18 protein-coding genes are annotated in these 20,453 nt (G+C 71.4%); 11 read left to right on the forward strand and 7 right to left on the reverse strand.

Features of this window, described 5'->3' with window-relative positions; translation table 11 throughout:
• The first annotated feature begins 198 nt into the window (after window positions 1-198).
• From ACIBH4_RS17185 to ACIBH4_RS17210, 6 genes are all read left to right on the forward strand, one after another.
• Window positions 199-3,417, forward strand: coding sequence for a type 2 lanthipeptide synthetase LanM family protein (locus ACIBH4_RS17185; protein ID WP_362766602.1), 3,219 nt, complete (start codon window positions 199-201; stop codon window positions 3,415-3,417).
• A complete protein-coding gene (locus ACIBH4_RS17190) occupies window positions 3,414-5,579 on the forward strand; it encodes a peptidase domain-containing ABC transporter (RefSeq protein ID WP_362506484.1) in 2,166 nt (721 codons plus the stop codon). The genes ACIBH4_RS17185 and ACIBH4_RS17190 overlap by 4 nt, the downstream gene beginning before the upstream one ends.
• A 77-nt stretch (window positions 5,580-5,656) precedes the next feature.
• Window positions 5,657-5,830, forward strand: coding sequence for a hypothetical protein (locus ACIBH4_RS17195; protein WP_362506481.1), 174 nt, complete (start codon window positions 5,657-5,659; stop codon window positions 5,828-5,830).
• Window positions 5,831-5,860: 30 nt separating this feature from the next.
• Window positions 5,861-6,028: a hypothetical protein gene (locus ACIBH4_RS17200; RefSeq protein WP_362506478.1), complete on the forward strand. Its 168-nt coding sequence runs from the start codon at window positions 5,861-5,863 to the stop codon at window positions 6,026-6,028.
• 31 nt (window positions 6,029-6,059) lie between these two features.
• The gene (locus tag ACIBH4_RS17205; RefSeq protein ID WP_362506475.1) at window positions 6,060-6,239 is read left to right on the forward strand and encodes a hypothetical protein; all 180 of its coding nucleotides are present in this window, start codon (window positions 6,060-6,062) and stop codon (window positions 6,237-6,239) included.
• Window positions 6,240-6,418: 179 nt separating this feature from the next.
• Window positions 6,419-6,595: a hypothetical protein gene (locus ACIBH4_RS17210; RefSeq protein WP_329090927.1), complete on the forward strand. Its 177-nt coding sequence runs from the start codon at window positions 6,419-6,421 to the stop codon at window positions 6,593-6,595.
• A gap of 242 nt (window positions 6,596-6,837) precedes the next feature.
• Here ACIBH4_RS17210 and ACIBH4_RS17215 read toward each other — a convergent pair whose 3' ends face one another.
• The 3 genes from ACIBH4_RS17215 to ACIBH4_RS17225 all read right to left on the reverse strand — a co-directional run bounded on the left by ACIBH4_RS17215 (window position 6,838) and on the right by ACIBH4_RS17225 (window position 10,903).
• A complete protein-coding gene (locus tag ACIBH4_RS17215) occupies window positions 6,838-8,052 on the reverse strand; it encodes a PP2C family protein-serine/threonine phosphatase (RefSeq protein ID WP_399172381.1) in 1,215 nt (404 codons plus the stop codon).
• Window positions 8,053-8,351: 299 nt separating this feature from the next.
• Window positions 8,352-9,977 (reverse strand): L-glutamate gamma-semialdehyde dehydrogenase, encoded by a 1,626-nt coding sequence (gene pruA / locus ACIBH4_RS17220; protein WP_362766596.1) that lies wholly within the window; start codon window positions 9,975-9,977, stop codon window positions 8,352-8,354.
• Window positions 9,977-10,903, reverse strand: coding sequence for a proline dehydrogenase family protein (locus ACIBH4_RS17225; protein WP_362766593.1), 927 nt, complete (start codon window positions 10,901-10,903; stop codon window positions 9,977-9,979). The genes pruA and ACIBH4_RS17225 overlap by 1 nt, the downstream gene beginning before the upstream one ends.
• A gap of 94 nt (window positions 10,904-10,997) precedes the next feature.
• Between ACIBH4_RS17225 and ACIBH4_RS17230 the strand changes: the two genes are divergently transcribed.
• Window positions 10,998-12,068 (forward strand): helix-turn-helix domain-containing protein, encoded by a 1,071-nt coding sequence (locus tag ACIBH4_RS17230; protein WP_362766591.1) that lies wholly within the window; start codon window positions 10,998-11,000, stop codon window positions 12,066-12,068.
• A gap of 13 nt (window positions 12,069-12,081) precedes the next feature.
• Here the strand turns inward: ACIBH4_RS17230 and ACIBH4_RS17235 are convergent, their stop codons facing one another.
• The gene (locus ACIBH4_RS17235; RefSeq protein ID WP_362506461.1) at window positions 12,082-12,831 is read right to left on the reverse strand and encodes a glycoside hydrolase family 16 protein; all 750 of its coding nucleotides are present in this window, start codon (window positions 12,829-12,831) and stop codon (window positions 12,082-12,084) included.
• Window positions 12,832-12,942: 111 nt separating this feature from the next.
• Here ACIBH4_RS17235 and ACIBH4_RS17240 point away from each other — a divergent pair, with 111 nt between their 5' ends.
• Window positions 12,943-13,896 carry a hypothetical protein gene (locus tag ACIBH4_RS17240; RefSeq protein ID WP_362506458.1) on the forward strand — a complete coding sequence of 318 codons (954 nt, stop codon included), beginning with the start codon at window positions 12,943-12,945 and terminating at the stop codon, window positions 13,894-13,896.
• Between the two features lie 140 nt (window positions 13,897-14,036).
• On the opposite strand, the gene ACIBH4_RS17245 is transcribed toward ACIBH4_RS17240, so the two are convergent.
• Together ACIBH4_RS17245 and ACIBH4_RS17250 are read right to left on the reverse strand one after the other, a co-directional pair.
• Window positions 14,037-15,191, reverse strand: a complete 1,155-nt coding sequence (locus ACIBH4_RS17245; RefSeq protein ID WP_362506455.1) for a glycosyltransferase — start codon at window positions 15,189-15,191, stop codon at window positions 14,037-14,039.
• Window positions 15,192-15,467: 276 nt separating this feature from the next.
• Window positions 15,468-17,327, reverse strand: coding sequence for a SpoIIE family protein phosphatase (locus ACIBH4_RS17250; protein ID WP_362506452.1), 1,860 nt, complete (start codon window positions 17,325-17,327; stop codon window positions 15,468-15,470).
• A gap of 125 nt (window positions 17,328-17,452) precedes the next feature.
• On the opposite strand from ACIBH4_RS17250, the gene ACIBH4_RS17255 reads away from it, so the two are divergent.
• Window positions 17,453-18,172: a GAF and ANTAR domain-containing protein gene (locus ACIBH4_RS17255; protein WP_362506449.1), complete on the forward strand. Its 720-nt coding sequence runs from the start codon at window positions 17,453-17,455 to the stop codon at window positions 18,170-18,172.
• Between the two features lie 171 nt (window positions 18,173-18,343).
• Here ACIBH4_RS17255 and ACIBH4_RS17260 read toward each other — a convergent pair whose 3' ends face one another.
• The gene (locus ACIBH4_RS17260; RefSeq protein ID WP_362766588.1) at window positions 18,344-18,715 is read right to left on the reverse strand and encodes an STAS domain-containing protein; all 372 of its coding nucleotides are present in this window, start codon (window positions 18,713-18,715) and stop codon (window positions 18,344-18,346) included.
• A 195-nt stretch (window positions 18,716-18,910) separates the two neighbouring features.
• Between ACIBH4_RS17260 and ACIBH4_RS17265 the strand changes: the two genes are divergently transcribed.
• Window positions 18,911-19,687, forward strand: a complete 777-nt coding sequence (locus tag ACIBH4_RS17265) for a SigB/SigF/SigG family RNA polymerase sigma factor (RefSeq protein ID WP_350947029.1) — start codon at window positions 18,911-18,913, stop codon at window positions 19,685-19,687.
• 119 nt (window positions 19,688-19,806) lie between these two features.
• Window positions 19,807-20,262 carry an ATP-binding protein gene (locus tag ACIBH4_RS17270; protein WP_362506444.1) on the forward strand — a complete coding sequence of 152 codons (456 nt, stop codon included), beginning with the start codon at window positions 19,807-19,809 and terminating at the stop codon, window positions 20,260-20,262.
• Window positions 20,263-20,453: the final 191 nt, after the last annotated feature.

Genomic DNA, 20,453 nt, shown 5'->3' on the forward strand with positions numbered 1-20,453 from the left:
CCTCGGGCGGCCCCGGTGCGCGCGCGAACGCCGCCGCTCCACCTGACGTCCTCTCAAGCGCCCCGGTCCGAGCTCGCGCGAATGCCGATGCGCCCCACCTGATGTGACCGATGCCCCCATCACCCCCCGGCGGGCCCGCGCGAATATGGGGGCGGCTCCCGCATGTGGCCGACGCCGCGCATCGGCAGAGTGCCAGCTATGAGCGGAGACGGAATCACCCTGGGGGCGGCGCCCGAGCTCGGCGCGGCATGGTGGGCCGGCGGACTGACGCTGGCCGAGCGGCTGGACCGGACCGGCGGAGACATCCCTGTCGGCCGGTCGCCGGAGTCGGCCGGCGAGACCGCGCGCTGGCGGCTGCGGGAGTGGCGGAACGCTCACGGGCTGCTGGAGAGCGGACAGTTCGACCGGCGGCTGGCCGCGGCCGGGCTCACCGTCGACGAGCTGGCCTCGCTGCTGGACGAGGAGCCCGCCGTGCTGGCCGGTCGTGTCGCCCGCCCGGACTGGGCCGTACAGGCCGAGGAGGCGATCGCCGCGGCGCCTGCCGAGTCCGTCGCCCGCGCGGACGGGATACCCGCCGACGAGGGATTCGCGGCGATCATGACGCCGTTCGCCAAGGACGCGCTGCGGCGCCTGGGCGACGCGCTGAACGCGTGCGGCCCCGCCGTTCGGGCGGACGCCCTGCTCGCGGCCTGGGGCGTCGAGCTCCGGCAGCGGCTCGCGGCGCTCGCGTCGCGGACGCTGGTTTTGGAGCTCAACGTCATGCGCGTCTCGCGGCGGCTTGAGGGGGCGACGCCCGAGGAGCGGTTCGCGGACTTCGTCCGATGGTTCGGGCGTCATCCCGAGGCGCTCGCCGCGCTGTGCGAGGAGTACCCGGTGCTGGCCAGGCTCCTCGCCCAGACGGCCGACCGGTTCGCGGCCTGCCGGGGCGAGATGCTCGCCCGCTACACCGAGGACCGTCCCGACATCGTGCGGACGCTGCTGGGCGGCGTCGATCCCGGCCCGCTGACGGCGGTCGAGGGCGGCGGCGACACCCACCAGGGCGGCCGCGCGGTGAGTGTCCTGACCTTCGAAACGGGTGCGCAGGTGGTCTACAAGCCGCGCCCGCAGGCCGTTCACCGGCACTTCAACGACGCCCTGGCCTGGCTCAACGAGCGCGTCGCGGGCTTGGACCTCATCCGCCTGGCCGTGCTGGACCGCGGCCCGTACGGCTGGGTGGAGTTCGCACCCCACCTGCCGTGCCAGGACCGCCGGGAGGTCGCCCGTTACTACCACCGGCTCGGAGCGCTGCTCGCGATGCTGCACGCTCTCGACGGCGCCGATTTCCACTGCGAGAACCTGATCGCCTGCGGCGACCAGCCCGTGCTGGTCGACCTGGAGGCCCTGCTGCACCCGCTGGTGCCCGGGGCGGGGATCGAGCGCCTCATGGGGGACCCCGCGGCGCTCGCCCTGGAGTCGTCGGTGAGCCGCAGCGGTCTGCTGCCCGAGCTGATGGTGGGCGAGAACGGCGTGATCGACCTGTCCGGCATGGGCGGCGACAAGGACGTCATGCTGCCGATGAAGACGCCGACCTGGACCGGACAGGGCACCGACGAGATGCGGCTGGTCCGCGAACACCTGGTCTTTCCCGGCGTGCGCAACCGCCCGCGCCTGGGCGAGGACGCGGCCGACCCCGCCGACCACCTCGACGAGCTGCTGGCCGGGTTCGGCCGCGGCTACGAGGCCATCGTGGCCGACGCCCCCGCACTGGTCCGGCTGATGACCACGTTCTCCGACGACGAGGTTCGCGTCGTCCCGCGGGCGACCCGCACGTACGCCAAGCTGATGATGGAGTCCACCCACCCGGACGTGCTCCGCCACGGCCTCGACCGTGACCGCGTGCTGGACCACCTGTGGGCGATCACCCGCGGCGACCGCACCCGCGAGCGGCTGATCGCCCATGAGGCGGAGGACCTCTGGGCAGGCGACATCCCGATCTTCACCACCAGGCCGGGCAGCCGCGACCTGTGGACCTCGGGAGGCGTTCGCATCCCGGACATCCTGCCCGAGGCCAGCCTGAGCCGAGCCGTCCGCAAGGTTCTCGGCATGGGCCGTGTCGATCGCGCCCGCCAGGAATGGGTCATCCGGGCTGCCATGGTCACCCGGGACCGCTCCGGGCTCGCCGCCCTCGCCGTCGGCACGACGCCCTCCGTCTCCGCCCCCGTCTCCGTCTCCGCCGACAGGCCGGACGAGGCCCGGCTGATCGCCGCCGCCCGGGACGTCGCCGACCTCGTCGACCGCCACACCTGTGCCTCGGAACCCGGCGGTCGCGTCAACTGGCTCGGGCTGGAGCTGGTCGAGGAGAAGTACTGGATGCCGCGGCCGCTGAGCTGGGACCTGTACGGCGGCTACACCGGCGTGGCACTGTTCTTGGCGCAGTGCGCCGCCGTCACCGGTGAGGAACGGTACGCCGACCTGGCGCGACGCGCGGCCCTCCCTCTCGCGGGGCTGGCCGAGGACCCACCGGAGGAAGGCGTCATGGGCGCCTTCACCGGCCTCGGCGGAGTCGCGTACACCCTGATCCACCTGGCCGCTCTGCTGGACGACACGGGGCTGGCGCGGCCGGTCGAGGACCTGGTGGAGCTGTGCGCGAAGGCGGCCGCCCAGGACGAGGCACTGGACGTCATCGTCGGCGCCGCGGGCACCCTGGCCACGATGCTCGCGATCCACCGGGCCACCGGGTCACCCGCGGCCTGGCGCACCGCGGAGGCGTGCGCCGAACGCCTGCTGGACACCGCGGCCCCCGTCGGAGCCGGAGTGGCCTGGCACACGCCCATGAGCGACGACAAGCCGCTGACCGGCTTCTCCCACGGCGCGGGCGGCATCGGCTGGGCGCTGCACCGCTACGCCGAGGCGGGCGGCGACCCGCGTGCCCGTGACACCGCCCTGGCCGCCTTCGCCTACGAGAGCGAGCACTACAGGCCGGACCTGCGGGGCTGGCCCGACTACCGGCAGGGACAGGGCGGCGACGACATGCTCCACGCCTGGTGCCACGGAGCACCCGGCATCGGCCTGTCGCGTGTCGGCGGCCCGGCGTCCGAGCACCTCGACCGGGACCTCGACCGCGCGCTCGCCGCCGAACTGGAGCGCGGGCCGATGGCCAACCACAGCCTCTGCCACGGCGAGCTGGGCAACCTCGAACTGCTCATCCAGCTGCGCCACCGGCCGGAGGCGGCCGAGCTGCTGACGGCACGCACGGCCCACCTCCTCGACGACCTGGCCCGGCGCGGCCCCCGCTGGGGCGCGCCCGGCGCCGCCCCCACCCCCGGCCTGATGAACGGGCTGGCCGGAATCGGGTACGGCCTGCTCAGGCTCGCCCGGCCCGAACACGTCCCGTCCGTGCTTCTGCTCGACGCGCCCATCGGAGGTGAGCGCCGATGAGCAGGGTCCCGCTGCGACACCAGCTCACCTCCACCGAATGCGCCGCGGCCTGCCTGGCCATGATCGCCAGCTTCCACGGGAGGGACACCCGGGTCGCCGAATGCCGGGAGATGCTCGGTATCGGACGCGACGGCGTGTCCGCCGCCCACCTGATCGCCGCCGCCCCCCGCATGGGCCTGCACGCGCGGACCGAGCGGATGAAGAGCCTTGGTCCCATCGACCGGCCGGCCATCGCCTACCTCGCCGACCACCACTTCGTCGTCGTGGAACAGGTCGGCGCGCGGCGCGTCCGCCTGGCCGACCCGGGCGGCGGACGCCAGTGGCAGAGCAGGAAGGACTTCGACCGGCGCTTCGGCGGCGTGCTGATCCACCTCTCGCCCGGCCCCGAGTTCGTCCGGCGGCGCACTCCCATGCGGGAGTGGCTGATGCTCCGCTACCTGCGGGACTTCGTGGCGATGCCGGGAAGCCGGAGCCTGCTCGCCGCCGTGCTGGCCTGCGCGACCGTGCTGAAACTGCTGGCCCTGGTGCTGCCGCTCGCCACCCAGCAGGTCGTCGACACCTTCGCCCCCGACCAGCGGACGGACATCCTGCCGCTCTTCGCCGGGGTGGTGCTCGGCACCACCGTCCTGGCCGGTCTGACGACCCTGCTGCGGGAGATGGCGGTGCTCACCCTGCGCGTCCGCGCCGAGGCGACGCTGGGACGACAGCTCATCCGCCACATGCTGCGGCTGCCGCTGTCGTTCTTCATCCAGCGCCGCAGGGGAGACCTGCTCGCCAGGCTCGGCAGCGTCTCCACCACGCGAGAGACCGTCACGCAACGGCTGCTGATACTCGTGCTGGACGCCGCGCTCCTGGTGGGCTACCTGATCGGCCTGGCCGTCCTCGCCCCCGGCTACGTGCCCGTCGTCCTCACCCTGGGCGCCGCCCACGTGCTGCTGGTGTTACGGGTCTCCCCGCGGGTCGCGGCCGTCTACCAGCGGGAGCTGTCGGCCAAGGCCGAGGAGCAGAGCTACCTCACCGAGACCCTGGAGGCCGTGGTCCCGGTCAAGGCGAACGGCGTCGAGGGACGGGCGGAGCAGCACTGGGTGCGGCTGTTCGAGACGTATCGCGGCGCCCTGGTCGTCCGCGGCCGGATCACCGCCGGCCTGGAGGCCTTCCACCAGGCACTCACCGTCGCCGCCCCGCTGCTCCTGCTGCTGACCGGGCTCGCGCTCGTACTGAACGGCGGCATGACGATCGGCACCGCGCTCGCCGCCAGCACCGTCGCCCTCGCCGTGCTCGCCCCCCTCCAGGGGCTGGCCAGCGCGGGCCAGAGCTACCCGATGCTGCGCAGCCAGATCGAGCGGGTCTACGACATCGTCGACGCGGACGAGGAGGCCACCGGCCCCGTGCGTCTTCCCGAGAACACCGCCAGCGGCATCGAGGTCGAGGAGCTGGTCTTCCACTATCAGGCGGACGCCCCGCCGGTGCTCAAGGACCTCACCTTCACCGTCCCGCCCGGCGCCAAGCTCGGCATCGTCGGCCGCACCGGCTCCGGCAAGAGCACCATCGCCCTGCTGGTCCTCGGCCTGCTGCGCCCCACCGCCGGTACGGTGCGCCACGACGGACACGAACTGGACGAACTCGACGTCCACGACCTGCGCTCCCGCTGCGGGGCCGTGCTGCAGGACCTCAACCTCTTCAACGGCACGATCATGGACAACCTCACCCTCGGCAGAGAGGACGCCACCGAGGAGGAGGTGGTGCGCGCCGCCCGCATCGCCGGACTGCACGACGACGTGGAGGCCATGCCCATGGGGTACGGCACCCTCGTCGGAGAGGCCGGTGCCGCGCTGTCGGCCGGGCAGCGCCAGCGGGTCGCCCTGGCCCGCGCCCTCGTCCACAAGCCTCGTCTGCTCATCCTGGACGAGGCCACCAGCCACCTCGACCCCGAGACAGAACGCCGCGTCGACGCGGCGCTGTCCCGGCTCGAGGTCACGCGGATCGTCATCTCGCATCGGCTGAGCGCGATCCGCGACGCCCACAAGATCCTCGTGCTCGACCGCGGTCGCATCGTCGAGCGGGGCACGCACGAGGACCTCATCGCACGAGAGGGGACCTATCAGGAGCTGTTCGCGCACGACGCGGCGCCCCGGCAGCGAGCCGGGGCACTGAACGCGTGAGGCGCGCCGGGTCCCGCCGGCGCGCCCCATGGACCGATTCCGAACCACGAAATCTCAATCCAGAAGGAGAGTACGTCATGTCCGAGAACGAGCTGATCCGTCAGTGGAAGAACCCGCAGGCCCGCTCCGCCGACCTGGTCCACCCGGCCGGGGAGATCGCCCTGGACGACGCCCGCGTGGTCGGTGGCCGCGAGCCGCGGACCGAGTACGCCATCTCCTATGGCTGCTGCCCCACCGGCATCTTCTGCTGATCCCTGCGGCCTATACCAAGGAGTTATGAGATGTCCGACAACGAGCTGATCCGTCAGTGGAAGAACCCGCAGGCCCGCTCCGCAGACCTGGTCCACCCCGCCGGGGAGATCAGTCTGGACGAGCTGGTCGGCGGCCGCGAGCCCGCCACCGAGGGGCTCGCCTCCTGGGGCTGCTGCGCCACCGGCTACTACTGCTGACCTGCGGCCGCGTGCGCGAAGGAGGCGTGAGATGTTCGGCGACGAGCTGATCCGTCAGTGGAAGAACCCGCAGGCCCGTACCGCCGACCTGGTCCATCCCGCAGGCGAGATCGACCTTGACGAGCACCTCGCGCGCGTCGTCGGTGGCATGCCACAGGAGACCTGGCCTCCGGTGATCTCGCACAAGTGCTGCACCGGGGACATCTGCTAGGAGGCCCGGAACCGACCCGAGGTCGTGACCGAGCGCCGCACCGCGGACCTCTGCCACGTGGTCCGCGACGGACCATCGGACACGGCCACAGCGGTCACCAAGGGCGGCCGGCCCGGTCCTCGTGCCGGACCGGCCCCCCGTGTCCCACGCACAAAGAATCTCGACGAAGGAGACATGTGATGTCCGACAACGAGCTGATCCGTCAGTGGAAGAACCCGCAGGCCCGTACCGCCGACCTGGTCCACCCCGCCGGGGAGATCAGTTTGGACGAGCTGGTCGGCGGCCGCGAGCCGCGGACGGAGCACTTCATCAGCATCGGCTGCTGCGCCACCAGCACGCTCGCCTGCCCGGTGTAGTCACGTCCTGCGGCCGAGTACGGGCCGGACACGGGCGGCTCACCGCGGTGGGGGAGATGCCCCCGCCGTAGCCCGAAACGAGTGACGCCTGGGTTTCGGATGCGAGACCCAGGCGTCACCGCTTTCGCGGCCTGTTCGAAGACAGTCGCGCTTCTTGAGATCGAGCCGATGCCGACCGGGCCGCGCGACATCGACCCATGTGCGGGTAGCGGGGGTCCGACGGCGGGGGAGAGCTCTCCTTTTTACAGGTGCAGCCGCTCGTGGGCGTCGCCGTGCCATTCCACCAGCAATACCGTGGCGTCGTCCTGCAGGCGATCGGTGTGGTACTCCAGCACGCCGCGGATCAGGCGGCGCAGCGTCTCGGGCACAGGCAGGCCGTCGGCGGTGCGGCGGATGATGAAGTCGACGAACCGGTCGAGGCCGAACTCCTCGCCGGCGGCGTTGCGAGCCTCGACGATGCCGTCGCTGTAGAACACCACCCGGTCTCCGGGCTCCAACTGTTTACGGCACATCGCGATCTCCGTGCCCAGGTTCAGGCCCATCGGGGTGGCCGGAGGGCATTCCAACGTGGCGACCCAGCGGCCGCCGCGGATCACCACCGGCGGATGATGACCCCGGTTGATCCAGGACAACACCCCGGTTCGGGTGTTCAGATCACCCAGGATCGCGGTGACGAAACGGGTGGCCTGCCCGAACTCGGTGATCAGGACCTGCTCGACGGCCTCGCTGGTCGCCGCCAGGCCGGTGCCCTGACGGCGGCTGTTACGGCAGGCGGCCACCGCCAGGTTGGCACTCAGCCCCGCCGTGACATCGTGCCCCATCGAGTCGAAGATCCCCAGATACGCCACCTCGCCGGCCAGCGCGTAGTCGAAGGCGTCCCCGCCGACCTCGTAGGCCGGCTCCAGCACCGCGGCGATGGTCACCCGCTGATCGGCGAAGGTCAGCGGCGGCATCAACGTCCACTGCATCTCCGCGGCCACGTGCATCGGCCGGGTACGCACCAGCCGGGCGTAGGAGTCACTGTAGGGGCGCTTGTCGACCAGTAACAGCGCCACCAGCGATGCCAGGTCCCGCATGTTGTCCTGGATCTGCGCGTCGGCGCCGGTCTCGACGTCGATGCGCAGCACTCCCATGCGTTCGACGCCGTTCAGGAGCGGCACCCACCACCGCTGCGCCCCGTCGGTGTCCTCGTTGGTGTCCCTGTCGGTGTCCTCGCCGACGCCGACCAGGACCCGCACCTCCTGGAAGGCCCGCCCGGCCAGGGTCGCGTCGATGCGCAACTCGCCGACCTCCGTGCTCGCGCCCTCACCGGTCAACAGACGCAGCACGTTGCACTGCAGATCCGCCAGGTAGATCAGCACCTCGGCCAGGCCCGCGGACACGGCGTGCTCTGCGACCAGGCCCGGAATCTGCTCCAGAGCCGCCAGGTGACTGGCCCGTAGCAACTCCACCAGCATCCGCTCGGGGCCGGGGGAGGGCTTCACCGCCACGCTACCGCCGACACGCGCTCACTCACCTTCGCGGCCCCTTCCATCTCTTACATCCCTGCGACACGATCATCCGCTCTACCGAGGGATCGCAGGATCGGCCGTATCCGAAGGCACCTTCCCCCCGCCTCCCGAAACTTCCTTACCCATCGGCCTCACGTCGAAGCCGACAGACAGAGGACGGCGGTGCCGGGACCGTGAATCCGAGTCCCGGCACCGCCGTCCTCTGCCGTCGTCCGGTCAGGCTCCTGCCGGCCGTCCGGGGAAGGTCAGCCCTGGTGCGGGTAGCGGTGGTCGGTCGGCGGGACGAAGGTCTCCTTGACGGTCCTGGCGCTCACCCAGCGGGTCAGGTTGAGGATCGACCCGGCCTTGTCGTTCGTACCCGACGCCCGGCCCCCGCCGAAGGGCTGCTGGCCGACGACCGCGCCGGTCGGCTTGTCGTTGATGTAGAGGTTGCCCGCCGCGAAGCGCAGCCGCTCCGACGCCGAGGCGATCGCGTAGCGGTCCTGGGCCATGATCGAACCGGTCAGCGCGTACGGGGAGACGCCCTCCATCTGGTCCAGGACCGCGTCGAAGTCCGCGTCGTCGTAGACGTGCACGCCGAGGATCGGCCCGAAGTACTCCTTGACGAAGATCTCGTCGGTGGGGTCGGCCGACTCCAGGATGGTCGGCCTCACGAAATAGCCGGTCGAGTCGTCGTACGACCCGGTCAGCACGTTGATCGAGTCGAGTGAGCGGGCCCGGTCGATCGCGGCCCTGTGCTTGGCGAACGCCCGCTCGTCGATGACCGCGCCCATGAAGGTCGACAGGTCCGCGGCCACGTCGCCGACGGTGAGCGACTCGGCGGTGCCCACGAGTTCGTCGCGGATCACCGACCAGACCGAGCGCGGCACGTACGCGCGGGAGGCGGCCGAGCACTTCTGCCCCTGGTACTCGAACGCGCCGCGGATCAGCGCCGTGGTGAGCGCAGCGGGGTCGGCCGAGGGATGGGCGAGCACGAAGTCCTTGCCGCCCGTCTCGCCGACCAGGCGCGGATAGGACCGGTAGGAGGCGATGTTCGCGCCGACCGTGGACCACAGGTGCTGGAAGGTGGGCGTGGAGCCGGTGAAGTGGATGGCCGCCAGCTCGGGGTGGGTCGTCGCGACCTCGGAGACGGCCGTGCCGTTTCCGGTCACCATGTTGATGACGCCCGGCGGGAGCCCCGCCTCCTCAAGCAGGCGCATGGTGAAGTGCGCGGCGAACTGCTGGGTGGGGGAGGGCTTCCAGACGACGACGTTGCCCATCAGGGCGGGAGCCGACGGCAGGTTCGCGGCGATGGCGGTGAAGTTGAACGGCGTGATCGCCAGGACGAAGCCCTCCAGCGGCCGGTACTCCATCCGGTTCCACACGCCGGGCGAGGAGACCGGCTGGTCGCCGAGGAGCCGCCGCGCGAAGTCCACGTTGAAGCGCAGGAAGTCGATCAGCTCGCAGGCCGCGTCGATCTCCGCCTGCTGCGCGGACTTGGACTGGCCCAGGATCGTCGCGCCGTTCAGCGTCTGCCGGTAGGGACCGGCCAGCAGGTCGGCGGCCCGCAGGAAGATCGCGGCCCGCTCGTCGAACGGCAGGGCGCGCCACGCGGGCGCCGCCGCGAGCGAGGCGTCGATCGCCGCGCGCACGTCGTCGGCGTTCGCGTCCGCCATGCGGCCCAGCACGGAGGCGTGGTTGTGCGGCTGGACCACGTCGATCGGGGCGCCGCCGCCCATCCGCTGCTCGCCGCCGATCGTCATCGTCAGGTCCAGCTGGGCGCCGGCGAGCTCCTTGACGCGGTTCTCCAGCGCCGTACGCTCGGCGCTGCCGGGCGCGTAGCCGAGTACCGGCTCGTTGACCGGGGCGGGAACGGTGGAGATGGCATCCATTAGTTGCCTCCAAGGGCACGAAGGAAGAAGGCGATGTTCGCCGGACGCTCGGCCAGGCGGCGCATGAAGTAGCCGTACCAGTCGTCTCCGTACGGGATGTAGACACGCACGGTGTGACCCGCTCCCGCGAGGGCGAGCTGCTTGTCGGCCCTGATCCCGTAGAGCATCTGGTACTCGTAGTCGCCGCGGGACCTGGAGAACCGGTCGGCGAGCGTCTCGGTGATCGAGATCAGCCGGTCGTCGTGCGTCGCCACCATCGGGTAGCCCGCACCCGACATGAGGATCCGCAGGCAGCGCACGTAGGCCTTGTCGACCTCGTTCCTGCTCTGGTGCGCCACCGAGGCGGGCTCGGCGTAGGCGCCCTTGACCAGGCGCACCCGCGACCCCTCGTGCGCGAGGTCGCGGCAGTCGGCCTCGGTGCGGAAAAGGTAGGACTGCACGGCGACCCCGGTGGAGGGAAAGTCCAGGCGCAGGGCCCGCAGGGTCTCCAGCGTGGAGTCGACCGTGGTGTGGTCCTCCATGTCGAGGGTGACGTTCGCCCCGCAGTCACCGGCCGCCTCGCAGATCCGCCGCGCGTTCTCCAGGGCGATCTTGTCGCCGTCGGCGCCGAGCGCCTGGCCGACCGCGGAGAGCTTCACCGACACCTCGGCCCGGTCACCGAGCCCCAGCCCGCTCAGCGCGCCGAGCAGCATGACGTACGCGCCGGCCGTCTGGGCGGCGGCGGCGGAGTCTCTCGTCTCCTCGCCAAGGTGGTCGACGGTGACGGCGAGTCCGGAGGCGGCGAGCCCGCGGATCGCCTCGACCGCCTCCTGAGGCGTCTCGCCCGCGACGAAACGATCGACGACCTTGCGGGTCAGCGGCACGCCGGAGACCGCGCGCCGTACCAGCGGCGACCGGGATACGCCGAGAAGGAGAGAACCGAACATGTTTCCAGCCTAAAACCTCCGCTCGACCGGCCATCATGTGCATCTGCCACGATCGACGGGCGGGGCTTTCATACACATGTATGACAATGGTGGGGTGTTGCAGGAGACGGTAGACGAGATCGCCACCAGGCTCGGCGCCTCGGCCACCCTGGAGGACCGGGCCTTCCAGCTCCTGGCCTACGCCGCGCAGAGCGGCGACATCGACGTGGTGCGCCAGGAGTCCATTCTGCGACGCCGCGCGACGGACCAGGTGCGCGCCTACTTCGAGGGGTACGGCATCGCCGGGGCACGCGGCCCCGTCCGCATCCCCGCCGACGCCGACCTGGGGGTCCTCGCGCGGGTGTGCGTGCCGTTGCGGCACCACGAGGTGACCTACGGCTACCTGTGGCTCCTCGACGACGGCACACTCGGCGACGAGGCCCTCGCCTCGGTCGGCGACCTGGTCTCCAGGGCCGCCACCGCCCTCGCCCAGGAGGCCCGCAGCCGTCAGGACCTGGGCGCGAACCTGCGGGAGCTGTTCTCCTCCGACGCAGAGGAACGCTCCCGGGCACTGGCACGGCTGGACGACGTGCGCGGCCCGGTGGCGGCGATCGCCGCCCGCGTCTCCCCGGACCGGGTCGCCGCCCTCTGGACACTCCCGCGCGCCGTGCTCGCCGACCCCGCGTTTCCCGTACGGGGCGAGCCGCTGGTCGCCCTCCTGGCCCCAGCGGGCCAGGCGGGGGAGCTGGCCGACCGGATCCAGGGCATGTACGGAACGGTGGTGGGCGTCGGCGCACCCAGGGACGAGCCCGCGCAGGCCTGGCGAAGCTGGCGGGAGGCCGTGCACGCGCTCGGCGTCGCCGGACGGGTGCCCGCGCTCGCGCCCGTCGCCACCTGGCCGGGACTGGGCGTCTACCGGCTGCTCGCCCGCATGTCACCGGCGGGGCTGCGGGAGCTCGCGGAGGAGGTCGCCGGGCTGGCCGAGGACCCGGAGCTGGCCAGGACCGTGGAGAGTTACCTCGACCGCGCCGGTCACGTCCAGGAGACCGCCGGTGCGCTCGGCGTGCACCGCCAGACGCTCTACTACCGGCTCGCCAAGGCGGAGCGGCTCACCGGCAGGAACCTCGCCGACGGCGAGGACCGCCTGCTGGTCCACCTCGCCCTCAAGGCGGCCCACCTGCTCTGAGCCCCGGCTCCCGTCAGACGGGGGCCCGGTAGATCTTCACCCAGTCCACGTACATGCTGACCGTCGGAGGAGTGGAGCGGTTGCGGCACGGCGACCACTCGTTGCACGTCACGTCGTTCTGGAGCGTCAGGTGCATGGAGCGGCTCCTCGGCACGTTCGGCCCTCGGTAGTCCCACACCTTCCTGCCGTCCAACCAGAACGTCAGCCGTCCGGGCAGCCAGTCGACCGCGACCGTGTGCCACCGGGTGAAGTCGGCCCTCATCTGCCGCTGGGCCTGAGGCCGGTCGCCGCGATGCACGAAGATCCCGCCCGACCTGCGGCTCGGATCGATGATCTCCGCGAAGTCGACCTCCGCGTACTCACCGCCGCCCTGGTCGGACGGCCAGAGCAGCGCCACGGGGGTGTAGCCCGCGCCGCGCTCGGCGCGCAGCCGCACCTCCCAGCGCCCGTACTGCTGCGCGCTCCGGGTCGCGATGCCCCCCGACAGGTCCCTGCCGCCGTAGAAGCCGCCCTTGAGCCGCAGGACGCCGCCGCTCACGGTCGAGGCCCGCCCGGTGCGCGGGTTGGTCTCGGCGCCGGGGGAGTGGTAGACGACCCACTTGCGGTCGTCCACGCGGGTGCCGTTGAAGTTCTCCACCAGGACCGGGGTGCCCCACCCGCGCCGGGTGGACGGGTCCGTCTGCGCGGACGCCCCCGTCGCGGGCAGCGAGGAGAGGGCGAGGGCTGCGGCCAGGACACCCAGGAACGTGCCACGAATCGACATGGGGACATCAAAGCAACAATTGCACTCCAGTAACAGAGATATTTCGTTTTCGCATACGTCCCACTGGTTCGGGGGGTGCCGTCCGGGTCCGACTGTGCCACGATTCCGCACATGAACGACGTTGACGCCGTACGGCGAGCACTGGCCGGCCTGGTGGAGTCCGGCGAGCTCCACCCCGAACAGGTGGAGCCGGTCGCCCGCGCCGTCGGCGAGGCACTGCGTGAGCCGGGGGCCGACGACCGGGTCAGGTGGAGCGAGATCCTCGCGTACGTCGGCGGCGCACTCGTCCTGGCCGGTGCCGCGGCCTTCGTCGGCCTGGGCTGGGACCGGATGACCCAGCCGGCGAGGATCGCGGTCCTCGCCGTGGTCACGGTTCTCCTGCTTGCGGTGGCCGTAGGGCTCGGCGTGGCGGCACGGTCGGCGACCGGCAGGACGGCCGCCGTGCAGGGCAGGGTCGCGGCCACGCTCGCCGCGCTGGGCTCGGCCACGGCGGCCCTGTGCGCGGGGGTGGTGGTCGACCGCCACGAGGGACTCGTCGCCGGGGTGGCCGGGTTGGTGGTCGCGGCGACGGCCTACGCACTGCTGCCCACCGCGATCGGCCTGCTGGCCTGCGGCGGTTTCGCCCTGCTCACGGTGACCGGCCTGCTGGACGTCCTCGCCGGGCGGGAGGGCGCCGGCTGGGGCCTGGCCTACGTCGCGCTGGGCCTGCTCATCCTGGTGGCCGCCCTGGCCGGGGTGCTCGTCCCGCGCGACCTTGGCCTGGGCATGGGAGCGGCGATCGCGCTCTTCGGTGGCCAGTGGCCCGTCCTGTGGGACGGAGGCGCCTGGGGATACTGGCTGACTGCGGCGATCGCGCTCGCCTGCCTGGCCCTGTACCGGCGGTGGCGCACCTGGGTGCTGATCGTCAGTGGCGTGGCCGGGCTGACGCTCGCCGTCCCTGAGGCGGTCTGGGACTGGACGGACGGCGCCGTGGGCGGTGCGGTGATCCTGGTCCTGGCCGGCGTCGTCCTGCTGGCCGCCAGCGGCCTCGGCGTCGTCCTGCACCGCCGCGTGGCCCGGTCATAGCGTCGCACGTATTCGCCGTGAGCCGTCACGCCCGTGAACGCGGGCCCGACACGCGAAGACCGGGGACCCCTGTGGAGGGATCCCCGGTCTCGGAGTGTGTTCCGCGTGGCCCGCGGTGCCCGCCGTCGCGGTGGACGCGGTCAGCGGGCGGAGCCGGAGAGCGCGTTCTCGTAGACGTGGACGAGCTCCTGGCTGATCCGCTCCCACGAGTAGCGGGACCGGGCGCGGTCGGCACCGGCGAAGCCGAGCGCGGTGCGGCGGGTCGGGTCGGCGAGCAGCTCGCGGGTCAGACGGGAGGTCTGCGCCGGGCGGTCGGCGGGCACCAGCAGGCCGGTCACCCCGTCCACCACGGAGTCGAGGTGGGCGCCCACGGCCGAGGCGATGACGGGGACGCCACAGGCCATGGCCTCCAGCGCCACGACGCCCGCCGGGGCCTCCCTGGGCAGGGAGAGCACCACGTCGGCGCTGCGCATCAGCTTGGCGATCGAGGCGTGCGGGACGTGCCCGAGAACGGTGATCCGGTCGTCGACGCCGATCTCCTTGGCCAGCAGCATCATGCGGTGCGCGTCGGCGTCGTGCTCCAGGTCCACGGACGCGGGACCACCGGCGATGATCAGCTCGGCCTCGGGAAGGCCCTCCAGTGCGCGGAGCGCGGTGTGCACGCCCTTGTCGGCCGTGAGCGGACCCACGTGCAGCAGGCGGGGACGGGTGCCGCGCGCGGCGGCCGGACCCTGGCGACGGAACCGCTCGACGTCGACGCCGCACGGGATGACCGAGATGTTGCGGCGCGGCACGCCCAGCCGAATCAGCGAGCTCTCCTCGTCACCGCACCCGGCGATCACCGCGCTGGCCCGGCGCCCGATGGCCCGCTGCAGCCGGACCTTCTTGGCGTCACGGGGGTTCTCGCTGCTGAAGGTCTGGGTGAACGGGACGTTGAGGCCGTTCGCTCCGGCGATCGCGGCGAGCCCGCCGGTCCAGGAGTGCGCGTGGATGACGTCCGGGCGGTCCTGCCCCCAGCGGTGCATCAGCTGGTCGCCGAGGTCGGACAGGTAGGGCAGGACGCTGTCTTCCGGAAGGTCCTGTGCGGGGCCGGCGGTCAGGTTCTCCAGCGTGACGCCCTGCGACACGCGAACCCTGGCCTTCTCCGAGTCGGAGTTCCTGCGGGTGTAGATCGTGACTTTGTGCTCGCGGCCGAGCTCACGGGCCACTGCCATCAGGTGAGCGCGCTGGGCGGCGAGGTCGGACTCGTCCTGGGTGGAGGAAAGAGCCTCGGAGGAGACGAATGCAATGTTCACGGCACACCTCTGGGAGGAGATAGGCATGAAAAGCCTGTGATTCCTTCAGGGGTGCCTGCGTCTTAGGCACACGTCTGTATGAGGTCAACCATACCCCGATCCGCGCAGAAGCCAAACCCCTAAGGCGAAGCCGGGCCTCCCGACGCGTCCCGCGCTGCCGCGACTCCTTGGCCCCGGCAGTCGGCGCGCGCGACCGGCTCCCGCGTTTTCCCTGGTCATGGGGATGCCGAGGCGGTCACCCGGTTGCCCCGCACCGAATTCGACCGGTTACACGACTCATACGACGCGAAGAGCGAGGATCACGATCTCATCCCAGACCCTCCCGCCGGAGAACGCGTGCCGGTCCTCCTCCACCGTCTTGACGATCTCGGCGGGGGACTGCGCCACGCAGCGCGCCAGCACGTCCGCCAGCCTGATCTCGCCGTAGGACTCACCCAGCTCGTTCTGCGAGGCCACCAGGCCGTCGGAGTAGAAGACCAGGGTCTGGCCCGAGGCCAGTGTGAGCTCCTCGGTGAACATCTCCGCCTCGGGGGCGATGCCCAGCGGGACGCCACCCCCCGCGGTGAACCGGACCCCGCCGTCGGGCAGCAGCAGCGCGGCCGGGTGGTGCCCCGCGCTGGCCAGCCTGATTTTGCGCGCCTTGATGAACCCGGTCACCGCCATCACGAACATGCCGTTGTGCTGGGCGGTCAGGGCCTGGTTCAGCTTGCGCATCACCTCGCCGGGGTCGGTCTCCCAGACGCTGAGCACGCGCAGGCCGTTGCGCACCATGGCGCTGACCGACGCGGCCTCCTCACCCTTGCCCGCGGCCCCCCCGAGGGCGAAACCCCATCCGTCGCCGACGCGGAAGACGTCGTAGAACTCGGCGCCGACCGGGCTGGAACCCGCGTTGTAGATGGCCGCGGCCTCGAATCCCGGGATGTCCGGCAGGCTCCTGGGCACCACGCTGGTACGCAGCGCGTCGGCCGCCCGGGAGCGGGTCTGGAAGCTGCGCCGCGCGCGCAGCGCGAGTCCAAGGTGGGCGCCGATCTCCTCCATCAGCCCCAGATCGGCGAGCGAGAACGGTTCGCGGTCGCGCAGCCGTACCAGGGTGAGAGCCCCCAGCACGCCGCTCTCGCCGCCGATCGGCACGATCAGCACCGAGGCGGCGCCCATCACCCGTAGCAGCGGCGGGCCACCGGGAACGTCGCCGAGCAGCCTGTCATCCTCCAGCATCTCGTGCACCACGCCGGAGCCGCCGGTCAGCACGTGCGCGACGGCCGGAGCGGTCAGCGGGTTCATCCCCTCGGCGAGGCGGAGCAGCTGGGTCACCGGCTTGTCGCTCGGGCCCAGCACGCAGGCACGTTTGGGCATGCCGTCGCGGACCACGTCGGCGATCACCCAGTCGGCCCACTCGGCGGCGAGCAGCCGGGCGGCCCTGGTGACGGTCACCGGCTGGCGCAGGCTCTCCTCGTCGAGCAACAAGCGGGTCATCCTGGACAGCAGCTCCTGCCGGCGCGCCGCGGCCATGACCAGGGTGGCGTCCGAGCGGTCGGCCGGGCCGTGCGGCGGGCCCGCCACCTGCGCCTCCAGCGGCAGGATCATGACCGCGACCATCTCCTGCGGCTCTCCCGGCATCGTCAGCCGGGTGACGGCCAGCTGAACCGTGTGCGCGCGGCCCTGGTGGGCGAGCCGCGTCTGGAAGGTCGCGGTCTGGCCGCCCTGCTGGACCGCCGTCAGGTGCGAGCGGAACGCCGCCCGCCGGGAGACGTCGACGAACAGCGGGAACGAACGGCCGATCAGGTATCCCGCCGGGCTGCCGAGCATCCGGGAGGTCTCGGCGCTGATCCGCCGCACCACCCCGGAGGCGTCCAGCACCACCACCGGGATGGGGAAGGTGCGGAACACCTGCCGCAACAGCTTGAGCTCCCGCTGTGACCCGCTCTCCCGCTCTCCCGACCGTTTGGGCGCTTTGCGTAGCTCGCGCACCGAGGCGTCCAGCAGCTCACGGGCGGTGTCGAGCTCCGCCAGCGCCGCGTCGAGTGTGGACCGGGGGTCGGCGGGGTAGGCGGACTTCGCCTCGCGCAGGGAGGAGATCCTGGCGGTCAGCGCGTTCAGCGCCTGCTCCAGGGTCTGAAGGCCAATGGCGTCGGTCAATGCTCGTCCTCGTCAGGGGCCGGAGTGGGCTGGTCCCGTCGTAGACGGTACGCCACCCGGTGGGCCGAATCGATGCGCGGTCGGATAGTGGTTAAGTTAGCGACACAGGGGAGGGGAGTCGCGAGATGGACATGGTCACCCCCGTTCTCGCCCGGGACCTCGCGGCCCTCGGCAGGGTGAGCGAGGAAACGTCGAGTGAGAGCGTGCTGCGCGGTCTCACAGCCACTCTCGCAGGCGGCGTGCCCGGTTGCGCGGGCGGCTCCGCCGAGCTCTGGAGACAGGAACGGGTGGTCGTCTCAGCTTCCCACAGCGAGCTCATCGTCCTGCTCGACAGCGAGGGGGAGATCGGTGCGGGGCCTTCGTCCGAGGCCCGCGCCACCGGGCGCCACGTGGTCGTCCAGGACGTCCTGCACGAGCCCCGCTGGCCCGCCTACGCCGGCATGGCCGTACGCTGCGGCGTCCGCTCGGTCCTGGCGATGCCCATCGTCATCGAGCACGCCGTCCTGGTCCTCGGAATGTACGGGGTGCGTCCCGGCGCCTTCGCGGCCAGGAACGTTCCTCCGCTCGCGGACATGCTCGCCGAGCAGGTGGGCGTGGCCCTCGCCAACATGTGGGACTACGACGAGGTACGCACCGACGCGGCCCAGATGCAGGAGGCCCTCGCGGGCCGGGCGATCATCGACCAGGCCAAGGGCATCATCATGAAGTCCAGCGGCTGCTCGGCCGAGGCCGCCTTCGACGAGTTGCGCCGCATCTCGCAGCACCACCAGGTGAAGGTCGCCGACCTGGCCAAGCTGCTGGTCGAGGAGCACCAGCGCAACCGCGAGGCGAAGAAAGAGGGCTGAGGTCCCGGTGGGCGGCGGTCCCCGACGGCCGGCGACGGGCCGGAGCCCTCGGGGAGGCCGTCACCGGTCGGCTCCGTCCTCCGCACGTGCCCCCACCCGACTGGGCGGTAACCCGTCGCGCCGGATCGGACACGACTGATCCGCGACGAGGCGGCACGTGCGGAAAACGGGCTAACCAAAGGCGACGATCGCCTCGTCGATCGTGTCGTACAGGGGCAGCCGCTGGGCCAGACCTGTGATCCACATCACCTTGGTCTTGGCGTACTCCACCCCGATGAGGGCGAACTTGGCGCCCGCAGCGGTGCTGACCTGCCAGTGGTGGACGATGAGTCCCAGCGCGCGCGAGTCCATGAAGGTCACACCGCTCAGATCCAGCGCCATGTCGAGACCGTGCTCGCCGGTCTCCGCCGCCAGGTAGTCGGCGAACTGATCCCTCGTCGTCGCGTCAAGCAGACCCGTCACCCGGATCACGTTGATCCCACTGACCAGCGCCGACGTGAGAGTCAGGGCTGCCGATCTCTCGCCGTTCTCCGACACCGTCACTCAGGGCCTCCTCGTGCCATTCGATTAGCAACCTTACTGTTACCTGGGGGCGAGTAATACTCCAGGATTCGGGGGAATACTGGAACCCTGAGGTCCAGCAGAGGGCCTCGCCTCGAAAATTGGTCGAGGCGATGCCGTCTGCCCGGATGTTGCTTCCGTGGTCGGCTCGCCCGACAGTAATACCAGGGAGCAGCAATGTCTGTTCAGGCACTCGAAATCACCGACATGACCGCTGAGGACCTCCTCGCCGAGATGTCCCTGCCTGAGATCTCCGAATACCGCGCCGAGCGTCTGCGTGAGCGCATCGTCGAGATGCACCGCCACCTCGCCATGGAGATCGCCCGCCGCTACCGCTACCGCGGCGAGCCGATGGAAGACCTCCTGCAGGCCGCGTACGTGGGGCTCATGAAGGCCATCAACGGCTTCGACCCGACCCTCGGGCACCCCTTCCGCGGCTACGCCGTGGTCACCATGACCGGTGAGGTCAAGCGCCACTTCCGCGACCGCACCTGGGCCATCCGCGTCCCCCGCGTCTACCAGGAGCGCAGGGCCGAGCTGAACCGCCTGGTCGCCGACCTCAGCCAGGACCTCGGCCGAGCCCCCACGGTCGCCGAGCTGGCCACGAAGATGAAGATCTCGGAAGAGGACGTCCTGCTCACCCTCGACGCCTCCGCCGCCTACAGCGCGCTCTCCCTGGACGCCCCCCTCGGCGCCGACGACGACGCGGGCGCGCTGGGCGACGTGATCCCCGACGAGGACGACGCTCTGGGCACGCTCGTGGACCGCGAGGCGGTCAAGCCGTTGATCGACAAGTTGCCGGAGCGTGAGAAGAACATCCTTCTGCTGCGTTTCTTCGGCAACATGACCCAGGCCGAGATAGCGGCGGAATTCGGGATCTCCCAGATGCACGTGTCCCGTATCCTGCGGAAGGTGCTTGACCAGCTCCGTGAGGAACTTGTCGCCGAATGCTGAATACACCGCCCGTTGCAGGGCACCCCAGTCGGCGACAACGGACGTGGCGTAAGGTGCGTTTGAATGGATCCCGGGTGCTGAGGACAACGGCGAACGGGAACAGGGGAGGCGGATCTCGGGTGAACGAGGACGGTGTTCGTCCCGCTCGCTTCACGGCGAGCGGCAGCCGTTCCCGGATGATTCCCGCAGGCGCCGCCGTCGCCGAACTCGCCTTCTGTCTTCCGGATCTCCCCGACGTCCGCGACTTCGCCGCCGCCCAGGCGGTGCGGAGCGGCATGTCCCAGGAGAACCTTGCCGACTTCCTGGTGGCGCTGAACGAGGTCGCCACCAACGCGGTCATCCACGGTCACACCACCGCCAAGGCGGTGTTGCGGATGTGGACGGTCGGCCGGACCCTCCTCGTGGAGATCCACGACGAGGGTCAGTGGGACCCGGGACCCGCTCCGGGGGAGACGCCCCCCGGCCCTCAGGCGACCAACGGCATGGGGCTGTGGGTGGCCCGGATGGTCAGCTCCGACATCAAGTTCGAGACCGGAGCCTCGGGCACGTTCATCACGATGTCCTTCAAGGTCTGAGCCCCGCTTTCTTCGGCCCTTTCTCCGGGGAGGTGCCGGAGGCCCTCCGCGGGGGTCGTGGGGGGGGGGGGGGGGGCCCCGCGGCCCCCCCCCCGGGGGGGGCCCCCCCCGTCCAGCGGCCGCGGCCGGGGCCGCCCCACCCCCACCACCGCGGGGTTGGCGACACCCCCCACCGGGGGGGGCGTCCCCCC

Origin of the sequence: Streptosporangium sp. NPDC050284 (assembly GCF_044459525.1) — a bacterium.
Classification (GTDB): domain Bacteria; phylum Actinomycetota; class Actinomycetes; order Streptosporangiales; family Streptosporangiaceae; genus Streptosporangium.

What these genes read in the sequence shown, in the direction of transcription:
- ACIBH4_RS17185 (WP_362766602.1), top strand. Translation starts at nt 199, where the DNA reads ATGAGCGGAGACGGAATCACCCTGGGGGCGGCGCCCGAGCTCGGCGCG.
- ACIBH4_RS17190 (WP_362506484.1), top strand. Translation starts at nt 3,414, where the DNA reads ATGAGCAGGGTCCCGCTGCGACACCAGCTCACCTCCACCGAATGCGCC.
- ACIBH4_RS17195 (WP_362506481.1), top strand. Translation starts at nt 5,657, where the DNA reads ATGTCCGAGAACGAGCTGATCCGTCAGTGGAAGAACCCGCAGGCCCGC.
- ACIBH4_RS17200 (WP_362506478.1), top strand. Translation starts at nt 5,861, where the DNA reads ATGTCCGACAACGAGCTGATCCGTCAGTGGAAGAACCCGCAGGCCCGC.
- ACIBH4_RS17205 (WP_362506475.1), top strand. Translation starts at nt 6,060, where the DNA reads ATGTTCGGCGACGAGCTGATCCGTCAGTGGAAGAACCCGCAGGCCCGT.
- ACIBH4_RS17210 (WP_329090927.1), top strand. Translation starts at nt 6,419, where the DNA reads ATGTCCGACAACGAGCTGATCCGTCAGTGGAAGAACCCGCAGGCCCGT.
- ACIBH4_RS17215 (WP_399172381.1), bottom strand. Translation starts at nt 8,052, where the DNA reads ATGCTGGTGGAGTTGCTACGGGCCAGTCACCTGGCGGCTCTGGAGCAG.
- pruA (WP_362766596.1), bottom strand. Translation starts at nt 9,977, where the DNA reads ATGGATGCCATCTCCACCGTTCCCGCCCCGGTCAACGAGCCGGTACTC.
- ACIBH4_RS17225 (WP_362766593.1), bottom strand. Translation starts at nt 10,903, where the DNA reads ATGTTCGGTTCTCTCCTTCTCGGCGTATCCCGGTCGCCGCTGGTACGG.
- ACIBH4_RS17235 (WP_362506461.1), bottom strand. Translation starts at nt 12,831, where the DNA reads ATGTCGATTCGTGGCACGTTCCTGGGTGTCCTGGCCGCAGCCCTCGCC.
- ACIBH4_RS17240 (WP_362506458.1), top strand. Translation starts at nt 12,943, where the DNA reads ATGAACGACGTTGACGCCGTACGGCGAGCACTGGCCGGCCTGGTGGAG.
- ACIBH4_RS17255 (WP_362506449.1), top strand. Translation starts at nt 17,453, where the DNA reads ATGGACATGGTCACCCCCGTTCTCGCCCGGGACCTCGCGGCCCTCGGC.
- ACIBH4_RS17265 (WP_350947029.1), top strand. Translation starts at nt 18,911, where the DNA reads ATGTCTGTTCAGGCACTCGAAATCACCGACATGACCGCTGAGGACCTC.